At 70.0% G+C, this 10,818-nt stretch carries 15 protein-coding genes; 7 read left to right on the top strand and 8 right to left on the bottom strand.

The features are described 5' to 3' along the window. The coding region (locus tag WG212_RS19870; protein WP_337188853.1) for a TonB-dependent receptor plug domain-containing protein at positions 1-396 on the bottom strand (396 nt) is incomplete at its 3' end. A gap of 293 nt (positions 397-689) precedes the next feature. On the opposite strand from WG212_RS19870, the gene queC reads away from it, so the two are divergent. From queC to WG212_RS19855, 3 genes are read left to right on the top strand one after another with little or no spacing between them, the layout of a single operon-like run. Continuing rightward, on the top strand, positions 690-1,415 hold the full coding sequence (gene queC / locus WG212_RS19865) for a 7-cyano-7-deazaguanine synthase QueC (protein ID WP_337188852.1): 726 nt from the start codon (positions 690-692) through the stop codon (positions 1,413-1,415). Beyond that, the gene (queE, locus tag WG212_RS19860) at positions 1,412-2,044 is read left to right on the top strand and encodes a 7-carboxy-7-deazaguanine synthase (protein ID WP_337188851.1); all 633 of its coding nucleotides are present in this window, start codon (positions 1,412-1,414) and stop codon (positions 2,042-2,044) included. The genes queC and queE overlap by 4 nt, the downstream gene beginning before the upstream one ends. Positions 2,045-2,089: 45 nt before the next feature. Beyond that, positions 2,090-2,461, top strand: coding sequence for a 6-carboxytetrahydropterin synthase (locus tag WG212_RS19855; RefSeq protein ID WP_337188850.1), 372 nt, complete (start codon positions 2,090-2,092; stop codon positions 2,459-2,461). A 33-nt stretch (positions 2,462-2,494) separates the two neighbouring features. On the opposite strand, the gene WG212_RS19850 is transcribed toward WG212_RS19855, so the two are convergent. The 4 genes from WG212_RS19850 to WG212_RS19835 form a co-directional block, all read right to left on the bottom strand. Then, complete coding sequence (locus tag WG212_RS19850) at positions 2,495-2,995, bottom strand: response regulator (RefSeq protein WP_337188849.1); 501 nt, start codon at positions 2,993-2,995, stop codon at positions 2,495-2,497. A gap of 176 nt (positions 2,996-3,171) precedes the next feature. Then, a complete protein-coding gene (gene aroC, locus WG212_RS19845) occupies positions 3,172-4,302 on the bottom strand; it encodes a chorismate synthase (protein ID WP_337188848.1) in 1,131 nt (376 codons plus the stop codon). Positions 4,303-4,385: 83 nt separating this feature from the next. Beyond that, a complete protein-coding gene (locus tag WG212_RS19840; protein ID WP_337188847.1) occupies positions 4,386-4,730 on the bottom strand; it encodes a hypothetical protein in 345 nt (114 codons plus the stop codon). Between the two features lie 123 nt (positions 4,731-4,853). Further along, the gene (locus tag WG212_RS19835; RefSeq protein ID WP_337188846.1) at positions 4,854-5,414 is read right to left on the bottom strand and encodes a hypothetical protein; all 561 of its coding nucleotides are present in this window, start codon (positions 5,412-5,414) and stop codon (positions 4,854-4,856) included. A gap of 191 nt (positions 5,415-5,605) precedes the next feature. Here WG212_RS19835 and WG212_RS19830 point away from each other — a divergent pair, with 191 nt between their 5' ends. Further along, positions 5,606-5,782 carry a YegP family protein gene (locus WG212_RS19830; RefSeq protein WP_293385014.1) on the top strand — a complete coding sequence of 59 codons (177 nt, stop codon included), beginning with the start codon at positions 5,606-5,608 and terminating at the stop codon, positions 5,780-5,782. On the opposite strand, the gene arfB is transcribed toward WG212_RS19830, so the two are convergent. Then, positions 5,779-6,207: an alternative ribosome rescue aminoacyl-tRNA hydrolase ArfB gene (gene arfB, locus WG212_RS19825; protein ID WP_337188845.1), complete on the bottom strand. Its 429-nt coding sequence runs from the start codon at positions 6,205-6,207 to the stop codon at positions 5,779-5,781. The two genes, WG212_RS19830 and arfB, sit on opposite strands and share 4 nt — an antisense overlap. Beyond that, a complete protein-coding gene (locus tag WG212_RS19820; RefSeq protein WP_337188844.1) occupies positions 6,207-6,617 on the bottom strand; it encodes a GFA family protein in 411 nt (136 codons plus the stop codon). The genes arfB and WG212_RS19820 overlap by 1 nt, the downstream gene beginning before the upstream one ends. A 400-nt stretch (positions 6,618-7,017) precedes the next feature. Between WG212_RS19820 and ilvC the strand changes: the two genes are divergently transcribed. The 3 genes from ilvC to WG212_RS19805 all read left to right on the top strand — a co-directional run bounded on the left by ilvC (position 7,018) and on the right by WG212_RS19805 (position 8,789). Then, entirely contained in the window at positions 7,018-8,037 is a 1,020-nt protein-coding gene (ilvC, locus tag WG212_RS19815; protein ID WP_337188843.1) for a ketol-acid reductoisomerase, read from the top strand. 205 nt (positions 8,038-8,242) lie between these two features. Beyond that, positions 8,243-8,494, top strand: coding sequence for a type II toxin-antitoxin system ParD family antitoxin (locus tag WG212_RS19810; protein ID WP_337188842.1), 252 nt, complete (start codon positions 8,243-8,245; stop codon positions 8,492-8,494). Next, positions 8,487-8,789, top strand: a complete 303-nt coding sequence (locus WG212_RS19805; RefSeq protein WP_337188841.1) for a type II toxin-antitoxin system RelE/ParE family toxin — start codon at positions 8,487-8,489, stop codon at positions 8,787-8,789. The genes WG212_RS19810 and WG212_RS19805 overlap by 8 nt, the downstream gene beginning before the upstream one ends. Positions 8,790-9,306: 517 nt before the next feature. Here WG212_RS19805 and WG212_RS19800 read toward each other — a convergent pair. Then, positions 9,307-10,527 (bottom strand): glycosyltransferase, encoded by a 1,221-nt coding sequence (locus WG212_RS19800; RefSeq protein WP_337188840.1) that lies wholly within the window; start codon positions 10,525-10,527, stop codon positions 9,307-9,309. Positions 10,528-10,818 lie beyond the last annotated feature (291 nt).

Below are 10,818 nucleotides of genomic sequence, written 5' to 3'. Positions count from 1 at the left end.
GAGCGTGCCCTGGGGCCCGCGCAGGATCTCGACCCGCTCCACGTCCAGCGGCGGGCCGCCGGCCAGCACCGTCGAGGTCGTGAACAGGCCGTCGATGTAGATCGACACCGCCCCGTCCACCGCGTGCACGTTGGTCAGGCGGCCGATGCCCCGCATGCTCGCGCGGTCGTTCGACGACTGGTAGACGAAGCCCGGGGTGAAGTTCGTCAGGTCCTGGACCGTGCTGATGCCCACCATGTCGCGCTGCTTGCTGGTGAACGCCGAGATGGCCACCGGCACGTCCTGCAGGCTCTGCTCACGCTTTTCGGCGGTGACGACCAGTTCCTCGATGATATTGGAGCCGGCGGCCTGCGCCCAGACGGGCGTCGCCATCGACGAGATCGCTGCGGCGGACACGCCAACAGCCAGCAGACTCCGAAGAGTGCGGGTATCCGACATACTGTTCCTCCCAGGGCGGGCGGGCTCTTGTCTGGCCCGTGGTCGCCATCACGCCGCTTGACGCGTAGCCTGCGGGAGGCGGCGCGCCCCCGTTCAGCCTCGGTCAGGCTCGCTCCGCTGCGACGAACTGTCAACGCACGCTGATATGCAAACCCAAATGGCGTAAGGGATCAGGCTGGACTGTGGCGCCGGGAACAACGAAGTTTCCCCTACGTCGCCCCGCGCTTCCTTCTTCGACGGCCGTGGCCCATATGGGGCCGATGACCGATCAGGCCCTCGTGCTCTTCTCCGGCGGACAGGATTCCACGGCGTGCCTCGCCTGGGCCCTGGCGCGGTACGGGCGCGTGGAGACGCTGGGTTTCGACTATGGCCAGCGGCATGCGGTCGAACTCGCGGCGCGCCAGGCGGTGCGAGCGCGACTTTCGGAGACCTTTCCGTCGTGGGCCGCCCGGCTGGGCGAAGATCACATGCTGGACATCCGCAGCTTCGGCGCCATCGCCGAGACGGCGATGACCGCCGAGCGCGCCATCGAGATCACCGGGAAGGGTCTGCCGTCGACCTTTGTCCCCGGCCGCAACCTGGTGTTCCTGACCTATGCCGCCGCCCTGGCCGATCGGCGCGGGCTGAACGTTCTGGTGGGCGGCATGTGCGAGACCGACTACTCCGGCTATCCCGATTGCCGGCGTGACACGCTCGACGCGGTGGAGCATGCCCTGAACCTGGGCATGGCGCAGGCCTTTCGCATCGAGACGCCTCTCATGCGGCTGACCAAGGCGCAGACCTGGGCGTTGGCCAAAGGGCTCGGCGGCGAACCTCTGGTGGCCATCACGGTCGAGGACAGCCACACCTGCTACCTTGGTGAGCGCAGGGCGGTCCAGGCCTGGGGCCACGGCTGTGGAACCTGCCCGGCCTGCGAGCTGCGCCGCCGGGGCTACGAGGCCTGGGACGCCGAAGGGCGCCCAGAGCTTGTCCCATGAGCTACGCCGTCAAGGAGATCTTCCTCACCCTCCAGGGCGAAGGCGGGCAGGCCGGGCGGGCCGCGGTGTTCTGCCGCTTCGCCGGCTGCAACCTGTGGAGCGGGCTGGAGCGCGACCGGTCGAAGGCGATCTGCACCTTCTGCGACACCGACTTCGTCGGCATGGATGGTCCGGGGGGCGGAAGGTTCGCCGACGCCGGGGCGCTGGCCGCGGCCGTCGAGGCGGCCTGGGAGGGCGGCTCGGGTGACCGGCTGACGGTGCTGACGGGCGGCGAGCCGCTCCTGCAGGTGGACGGCCTCCTCGTCGACGCCCTCCACGCGCGTGGCTTCTCGATCGCGCTGGAGACAAACGGCACTCTGGAGGTTCCCAAGGGCATCGACTGGATCTGCGTCAGCCCCAAGGCCGATGCGCCCGTCGTGCAGACCCGCGGCCAGGAGCTGAAGCTGGTGTTCCCGCAGGAGAAGGCGCCTCCTGAGCGCTTCGAGCGCCTGGATTTCGAGCGCTTCCTGCTGCAGCCGATGGACGGTCCCGACCGCGACGCGAACACGCAGGCGGCGATCGCCTATTGCCTCGCCCACCCCCGCTGGCGTTTAAGCGTCCAGACCCACAAATACCTCGGCATCGCCTGAGGCCTCATCAGGCTTCCGGGCCGTCACCTCCCTCCGACACCTCAGATGACTTCACCCACGTTCGAGATCACCAAGGCCGCCACCTTCGACGCGGCCCACTACTTCGCGGACGGCCCCGATCACCGCCCGTACCGGAACCTCCACGGCCATTCGTTCCGGGTGGAGGCGACCGTGCGCGGCCGGCCTCAGGAGCCGGTGGGCTGGGTCGCCGACCTGGCCGACCTGGAAAGTTCCCTGAAGGGCGTCGCCGCCGAACTGGACCACGGACTGCTCAACGAGAAGCCGGGCCTGGAGCGCCCGACGCTGGAGCACATTTGCCTCTACTTCGCCGAACGGCTGCGGCCGGCGTTTCCGGGGCTGTCACGGGTGGTGGTCTCGCGTCCCACGATCGGCGAGAGCTGCGCGCTGAGCCTCTGACGACTCCGGCGCCCGCGCCGCAGGCCCGGGGCTTCAGGCGGACCTGGATTGCGCGTCGCTCGCGCGCCGGCGGGGCCCGTCGTAGGCGGGATCGACGCGCCGGCGGCGGTCGGGCCCGAAGTAGTCGCCCGACCGGACGAACGGACGCGGATGTTCGATCGCCTGATGCAGGCGCTCCACCACGACCCGCGCGGTCAGCGGCTTGGTCAGGAATTCGCTGACGCCGGCGTCGCGCGCCTCGTTGACCCGCGCGAAGGTCGAATGGCCGGTGACCATGATGACCGGCGCCAGCTGGTTGGGGCTGTCGGGCGAGTTGCGCAGCAGGCGCACGAAGTCGATCCCGTCCAGCGGCTGCATCGACAGGTCGGTCATGATGAGGTCGATCGGATGGTCCCGCATCACCTGCAGGCCCTCCGCGCCGTCGTTGGCCTCGTGGATGTGGACCACGCCCAGGGCGCGCAGAATCTCGGTCAAGAGCACCCGCATGTGGTGGTTGTCGTCCACCAGCAGGATTCTCAGGAGGTCGTAGCGCACCGTCGCCGTCGTAAGGTCTGAGGAGCCTTGTGCGACCGGATATCCGGCCGCCGAAGGCGCATCGTGGATAGGATGACCCGCGTTACACGGTCAATCGAATAGCAGGCGTCCGAGGGCGAAAAGCGCCCTGTGATCAGAGTGTTGGCGCACGGTAGAGGTGATCCTGGGCGTTCGGCTCAACCCCGGGGTGGTGCGGGCCGGTGGACCGTCCCCCCGGTCTGGGCGCGGTGGCGCAGGAAGGCGTCGGCCAGGACGCAGGCCACCATCGCCTCGACCACCGGGACGGCGCGGATGCCGACGCAGGGATCGTGGCGGCCCTTGGTGCGGAGGTCGATCTCCTGTCCGGACTCGTCGAGGCTGCGCCGGGGCGTGAGGATCGAGGAGGTGGGCTTGAACGCTACCCGGGCGCTCACGTCCTGGCCGGTCGAGATTCCGCCCAGGACGCCGCCGGCATGGTTCGACAGGAAGATCGGCCCGTCGTTCCCCATCCGCATCTCGTCGGCGTTGGCCTCGCCCGACAGCGCGGCGGCGGCGAAGCCCGCGCCGATCTCCACGCCCTTGGCGGCGTTGATCGACATCAGGGCCGCGGCCAGCTCGGCGTCCAGCTTGCCGTAGAGCGGCGCGCCCCAGCCGGCAGGGACGCCCGTGGCCTCCACGGCGACGACGGCGCCGGTGGACGAGCCGGCCTTGCGGACCTTCTCCAGGTGCTCCTGCCAGACCGGCACGATGTCGGGGTCCGGCGCCCAGAACTCGTTGTCGCCGGTCGCGGCGAAGTCGACGCGGTCCGGGTCCACGGCGTGGGGGCCGATCTGGACCACCGCGCCGCGGATCGTCACGCCGTCCAGGACCTTGCGGGCCACGGCCCCGGCGGCCACCCGCGCGGCCGTCTCGCGCGCCGACTGGCGGCCCCCCCCACGGTAGTCGCGGACCCCGTACTTGGCGAAATAGGCGTAGTCGGCGTGGCCGGGCCGGAAGGCGGCGGCGATCTCGGAATAGTCGCGGCTGCGCTGGTCGACGTTCTCGATGATCATCGAGATCGGTGTACCGGTGGTCACTTGGCCCCCGGACCGCTCGCGGATGCGGTCGTCCCCGAAGACACCCGAGAGGATGCGGACGGCGTCCGGCTCCTGCCGCTGGGTGACGAACTTGCCCTGGCCGGGGCGGCGGCGGTCCAGCCACGGCTGGATGTCGGCCTCGGTGAGCGGCAGTCCGGGCGGGCAGCCATCGACCACGCAGCCCAGCGCCGGCCCGTGGCTCTCGCCCCAGGTGGTCACGCGGAACAGGTGGCCGAAGGTGTTGTGCGACATGGCGCAGGCTCCATAGCCGCTTCGCCCGCCGACACCAAACGGCCAGGGCGCCCGAGGTCCAGGGAAAGCGGCGGCCCGGGAAATCAGACGCGGATGTCGACCCGCGTGCCCAGGCCCTTCAACTCGGCGCGGGCGCGATCCTGCGCCTGGCGGGTGCGGAGCGAGATTTCGGCCATGATGCCGGCCTCGGCGCGGATGCGGTCCTGGGACGACATGCCGTAGAGCGCGCGCATGTCGAGGCCGCGCTCGGCCATGATCTGCTGGCGAAGCTGCTCGCGGGCGCTGGACGCGTCGGTCGGCGGCGCGACCGGCGGAGTCGATGAGACGGCGAAATCCTCGGCGGGGGCCGTCGCGGCGTCCCGGCCCGCGACCACGGCCGTGGCGGCGGCATAGGCCGCCGGACGGGAGGTTGCGCCAATCTGGGTCACGCCGAAGCTCATGACCCGCCGGGGCGCAAGGCCCGCGCCAGAGGCCCAGGCAGAGGTCCAGGCCAGAGGAGTCGGAGGCTGATCCGCGCGCGCCGGTCGTGCGGCCCGTGCTGGACGACGTGGCTACATCGTCAGCGGGACGGTGCGGCCGCCGCGCACATAGACCCGGCGCATCAAGGCCACCGTCGCCCCGTCGGGATCGCCCACGGGCCGGGCGATGGTGATGGCGTACCAGCCGCCGTCGGGCAGTCCGCCGAAGGCGAACTGATCGGCGTCGTCGCAGGTGGTGCGCTTCACGTACGGACCGGCGTCGCCGGGCGGGGCGCTGGGTGTGCGGGCGCGCACCTCGTCGGCGGGGAGGGCGGCGCGGTCGGTCGAGCCGTAGAGGGCGGCCATCCGGCGCGCCGACCATGCGGTCTCGGGTGTCAGGACGACAGCCGCCCCGGCGCAGGTGTAGCGGATGACTCCCCGGCGGTAGGCCACCTTGCCGGCGATGATGTTGGCGCCGGCCCGCTGTGACCAGGCGAAGTCGGGCGCGGAGAACGTCGGGCTCCCGACGGGCGGTGGCGGAGGCGCGGGTCCCGGGCCGGGCGGTGGGGGCCCCAGGCTGGGGGCGCAGGCGGTGACGAGCAGGGCGGTCGCGAGGGCGCCCGTGAGCGGACGGGGAAGGCGGGGGGCGTTCATGACGGCGCCTTTATAGGCGAAGGCCGGCGTCGGGCGCCAGCGCCGGACGGCCCTCCGCGCCAGGTCCCCGCGACAGGTCCCCGCGACAGGCCCCCGCGACAGGCCCCGCCCGACGGCCTCGACCGACAGCCTTGACCGGGGCGTGGCGACGGCGGCTATGCTGTACGCCCGACCAATCAAGGAGGCGTGCGGTGGCGCACAAGTTCGAAATCTACAAGGACAAGGCCGGCGAGTTCCGGGTCCGGTTCAAGTACAACAGCGAGGTCATGTTCTCGACCGAGGGCTACGCGTCCAAGGCCAGCGCCCAGAACGCCATCGACAGCATCAAGAAGAACGGCCCGGAAGCGCCGGTCGAAGACAACAGCTAGTCGTCCCCGCGCGGTCGGCCGCGCATCGCCTTGACCGTCGAGCGTTTCGACTTGCCCTCCAGGCGTCTCAGCTTCGAGGCGTAGGTGGGCCGGGTCTTCTTGCGCGGCGGTGGGGGCGGCTCGGCCGCCTTGCGTATGAGCTCGACCAGGCGGCCCAGCGCCGCCTGGCGGTTCATCTCCTGGCTTCGGTGGTCCTGGGCCACCAGGACCAGGACGCCCTCGAGGGTGAGGCGCGAACCCGAGAGCTTCTCCAGCCGGCCCTGGACATAGGGTGTCAGGCTCTGCGAGCCGCGCACGTCGAACCGCAGCTCGATCGCGGTCGAGACCTTGTTCACATGCTGCCCCCCGGGTCCCGAGGCGCGGACCGCCCGCACCTGGACCTCCTCGTCGGCCAGGGTGATGGACGGGGTCACCTCGATCGGCATCAGGCGGGATCGCCTGGAACGGGGTGTTCCGGAATGAGGTCTTCCGGGATCCACGCGTGGCGGTGCTCCTCGTAGACCGCCTGGGTCGGGGCCGGAAACGCCGGGTCGGCGAAGGCGCCGGCCGCGACAGCGACGCGGCCCGCCATCCGCAGGCTCTCCCACCACACCGTCGAGCCGCATGTGGGACAGAAACGGAAGATCAGGTCGAATCCGCTGTCCGATCCCCGCCGGAACGCCCGGCTCTCGCCACTGGCGCGGACGGCGTCGGGGGGAAAGAAGGCCGCGACGCCGAACGGGCCGCCCGAGCGCCGCTGGCACGCGCGGCAATGGCACAGCGAGACCTTGAGCGGCTCGCCCCGGCAGGCGAGGCGCATCTGGCCACAGGCGCAGGCGGCGGTGCGTTCGATCATGCGCCCGGGATGCCACGGTTCGGCCGCCTCCGCATCCGGCGCCTTTGCAGGAGAGCTGCGCCGGGGTATGCAGCCGTCATGCGCCCGATGCCGGCCCAGCTCGTAAACCTCGTACCGACCGCCCTCGGTGGGCCGGTGGAGGATGTCGCGCGCTAGCCAGGACGGCCGCACACGACCGAACACCAGCCCCGCCGGAATCCGGACGGGGCTTTTTCTTTGCCGCCCGTCTGTCCGGCTCGAACAGGAGAGACCCATGGCTACGTCCCAGACGCCCGCACCGGAAGCCGCCCCATGAGCCGGCTTCCCTTGACCTACGGGCAAAAAACCGCTTCACACCCCCGGCTTTGCGGCGGCGCCGTTGCGCGGCCGCAGCACGATCTCGAGTCCTAGGAGAACAATCATGCGCGTCTACTACGACCGCGACGCCGACATTTCCCGCATCCTGGACAAGAAGATCGCCATCGTAGGCTATGGCAGCCAGGGGCGGGCCCATGCGCTGAACCTGCACGACTCGGGCGTGAAGAACGTCGCCGTCGCGCTGAAGCCCGGTTCGGCCACCGCCAAGAAGGTCGAGGCCGACGGCCTCAAGGTGATGAGCGTGGCCGAGGCCGCCGCCTGGGCCGACCTGCTGATGGTGCTGGCGCCCGACGAGCTGCAGCGCGGCATCTACGCGGGTGAGATCGAACCCAACATCCGCGACGGCGCCGCCCTGCTGTTCGCCCACGGCCTCAACGTCCACTTCGGACTGATCGAGCCCAAGGGCACGGTCGACGTCCTCATGGTGGCGCCCAAGGGCCCCGGCCACACCGTGCGCGGCGAATACCAGAAGGGCGGCGGCGTGCCCTGCCTGATCGCCGTCCACCAGGACGCCTCGGGCGCCGCCATGGACCTGGGTCTGGCCTACGCCTCGGCCATCGGCGGCGGCCGTTCGGGCATCATCGAGACCAACTTCCGCGAGGAATGCGAGACCGACCTGTTCGGCGAACAGGCCGTGCTCTGCGGCGGGCTGGTGGAGCTGATCCGCGCGGGCTTCGAGACCCTGGTCGAGGCCGGCTATGCGCCGGAAATGGCCTATTTCGAGTGCCTGCACGAGGTGAAGCTGATCGTGGACCTGATCTACGAGGGCGGCATCGCCAACATGAACTACTCGATCTCGAACACGGCCGAATACGGCGAGTACGTCACCGGTCCCCGGATCGTGACGCCCGAGACCAAGGCCGAGATGAAGAAGGTGCTGGAGGACATCCAGTCGGGTCGCTTCGTGCGCGACTTCATGGCCGAGAACACCGTGGGCCAGCCCAGCTTCAAGGCCACCCGCCGTCGCAACGCCGAGCACCAGATCGAGGAGGTCGGCCAGCGCCTGCGCGCCATGATGCCCTGGATCACCAAGAACAAGCTTGTGGACACCGCGCGGAACTGAGCGAGCGCCCCGACGGAAGCCGGGGAGCCGATTCATCCCGGCGAAGGCCGGGATTCAGACATGACGACGGCCTGGGAGCGATCCCGGGCCGTTCGCCTTTTATGGGGTGACGCCGCGCCTCCCCTGCGGAAGCGGAGGAAGGTCAGCCCCGAAATCATGCTATATCGCACCAATAGTATGATTTCCCGCGCGATGGAGACCCGCCATGACGACGATACGAAAGACCATCACGCTCACAGGTGCACAGAACGACTGGATCAAGGCGCAGATCGACAGCGGCGCCTACACGAACGACAGCGAGGTGTTGCGCGACCTGATCCGCAAGGCGCAGCAGGAGCGCGCCGACATCGAGGCTGTCCGCGCGGCGCTCATCGAAGGTGAAAGAAGTGGGTTGGGCGCACGTAGCCCGGAGGATATCCGCGCGGCGGTGAAGGCGCGGATATCCCGGAATGCCTGATCGTCGCTATCGTTTGAGCCGAGCGGCGGACGCGGACCTTGAACGCCTCTACGAGTGGGGCGTCGATCGCTACGGGATGGACGCGGCAGATCAATACTACGACGGGCTGACCGCGCGGCTCGGGCAGATCGCGGATAGCCCGCAAGTTTGGCAAGGAGTCGATCATATCCGCGCCGGCTATCGCCGGTCGGTCTATGGGGCGCATTCCATCTACTATTGCGTCGAGGCCGACGGCGTATTGATCGCGCGCGTCCTCGGGCGCGAAAATCCGCAATCCAACCTGCTCGGAAACTAGGCCCGGTCAGGAGAGGCGCCTCGAAGCGCAGGGCTACGATGTCCCGTTTGTCGAAGCGTGTCGGGCGGCGGGCACGGTAGATCTCCAGGGCCATACCCGAGTTGTTGACGACGATGATCCGCGGCGGTGGTTGGCAGCCTCCCAACGCGCCGGCCGGCATCACGGCATTGGGTGGCGGCGGTCCAACTGGAACTTTCCTCAACTCTCGAAAGCTTCACCGTGCAGGCGAAATGTGTCCTGAATTCCGTGACCAACGAAACCGGGACGGGACAAGCTCAACGTGCTGCTCCGTTTTCTACCGCCTGACATCGCGCCGTCACGGATTCCACGCAACCTGTGGCCGCGCTGATCGTTGCAGTGTCGATCACCAGGGGGCGCGCGCCATGCGGACGATGCGGATACTCTTGAAGTTCGTGGGCCTGGGCGCGCTGGTCGCCGCAGACATCCTGCGCCCGACACGTCCCGAATATCGCCTGCCGGCGCGCTGGCTGGCGCGATAGGCCGCGTCCCGAGGGCGTCAGGCCGTCAGTGCGAGGGGCTCGGGGCGGCGGGCGGCGATCAGCTCGCCGTAGAGACGGGTCAGGGCCTCGAAGGTGGCGTCCCATCCGTGGCGGGCTTCGGCCCGGCGGCGCGCGGCCCGGCCCACCTCGGCGACTTCGCGGGCGAAGAGGGCTTCGATGGCTTCGGCGAGGCCGCCAGGCTCGACGTTCTGCGCCGGCTGTCCCACATGCGGATCGATCAGTTCCCCCACGCCGCCGCGGCGGGAGCCGACCACGGGCAGGCCGGCGGCCATCGCCTCGAGCACGAACAGGCCGAAGATCTCGTTCTCGTTGGCGTGCAGCGCCGCGTCGCACGAGGCGAGCAGGCCGGCCAGCCGCACCGGATCGCGCTCGAAGTCCAGCCTGATCACGTGCGGCGACCAGGCCAGGTCCTTGCCGGCCCCCACCAGGAGCAGCTTGTAGGGCGCGCCCAGCCGTTCGACCGCGGCCACCATGGACTCGATGTTCTTCTCCCGCGCCGGCCGGCCGGCGAAGACCAGCAGCCGGGTGTCGGGCGACACCCCCAGGCGGCGGATCAGGCGCTCGCGGTCGCCGCGGGCCGGATGGAAGAGGTCGGTGTCGACGCCGAGCTGCTGGACCGACATCCGCTGGACGCCGGCGTCGGCCAGGCGGCCCGCCATGTGCTGGCTGGGAGCCACCACGTGGTCGAAGCGCTGGTAGGCCTGGGCCCAGAAGCTGAACGTCGGCGCTTCGGCCCATTCGCCGAAGTGCAACGCCGCCAGGGCTGCGGCGTCGGTGTGGCAGAAGCCGACCACGGGCGCGCCCAGGGCCTCGCCGGCCTCCAGAGCGGCATGGCCGGGCACGAAGACGTCGCCGGCCTCGATCACGTCGGGCTCCAGAAGCCTCAGCACCGTCTCCCACTTGGTGAGGCTGGCGGGCATCCGATAGCCGTCCCCGAACGGCAGGCGCGTGGCCGACACGGTCACCAGGCCTTCGGACTCGGCCCGGGTGCGGGCGCCTGGAACCACCAGCGTATGGCGCACGTCCGGCCGCCGCCGCGCCAGCCAGGCGCGCTTGGCCATGAGGTAGCGCTTCACGCCGCCCGACTTGGGCGCGTACATCATGGTGGTGTCGATCAGATGGTAGCCGCCCGGAGCCGGGGGCGCGACGATCTCGCGACCGGGGGCCGGATCGAGCCGGATCAGGCTGGCGTATCGGGGGACGGTGGCGTCGAACACGCGGCGCGGTCTCCGGGCTCTGGTGCGGCTGGCGGCGTGGAGGATGGCGGCTGTCGCTTCAGGCCCGGGCGGCCCTGAGCGCGCAGGGCCGTTCGCCGCCACGAGCGGGGAGGCGGGTCTCTTCCAAAGCCTGTCCAAAGGTCGCGCCCCTTGCTCGAAGCCTGGCCATACTATCGGCCGCCAGGCTGATGTCATCGCCCAAGGCGGCGCTTTCAAGACCCAGGCGACATCCCGGTGAAACGAACCCCATGGGCGCCCTTTCGGCGATGCCTACGAGGGCCATAACCCCCA

The sequence above is a fragment of the Phenylobacterium sp. genome (assembly GCF_037189685.1).
Lineage (GTDB): Bacteria > Pseudomonadota > Alphaproteobacteria > Caulobacterales > Caulobacteraceae > Phenylobacterium.
Note: the sequence above shows the minus strand (reverse complement) of the source record. Positions and strands in the feature narration are given on the sequence as shown.

Bases quoted from the DNA above. Each gene is read 5' to 3' on its own strand.
- WG212_RS19835 (WP_337188846.1), bottom strand. From the start codon at position 5,414: ATGAACGCCCCCCGCCTTCCCCGTCCGCTCACGGGCGCCCTCGCGACC.
- queC (WP_337188852.1), top strand. From the start codon at position 690: ATGGGGCCGATGACCGATCAGGCCCTCGTGCTCTTCTCCGGCGGACAG.
- WG212_RS19805 (WP_337188841.1), top strand. From the start codon at position 8,487: ATGCCTGATCGTCGCTATCGTTTGAGCCGAGCGGCGGACGCGGACCTT.
- arfB (WP_337188845.1), bottom strand. From the start codon at position 6,207: ATGCCGATCGAGGTGACCCCGTCCATCACCCTGGCCGACGAGGAGGTC.
- WG212_RS19820 (WP_337188844.1), bottom strand. From the start codon at position 6,617: ATGATCGAACGCACCGCCGCCTGCGCCTGTGGCCAGATGCGCCTCGCC.
- aroC (WP_337188848.1), bottom strand. From the start codon at position 4,302: ATGTCGCACAACACCTTCGGCCACCTGTTCCGCGTGACCACCTGGGGC.
- queE (WP_337188851.1), top strand. From the start codon at position 1,412: ATGAGCTACGCCGTCAAGGAGATCTTCCTCACCCTCCAGGGCGAAGGC.
- WG212_RS19855 (WP_337188850.1), top strand. From the start codon at position 2,090: ATGACTTCACCCACGTTCGAGATCACCAAGGCCGCCACCTTCGACGCG.
- ilvC (WP_337188843.1), top strand. From the start codon at position 7,018: ATGCGCGTCTACTACGACCGCGACGCCGACATTTCCCGCATCCTGGAC.
- WG212_RS19810 (WP_337188842.1), top strand. From the start codon at position 8,243: ATGACGACGATACGAAAGACCATCACGCTCACAGGTGCACAGAACGAC.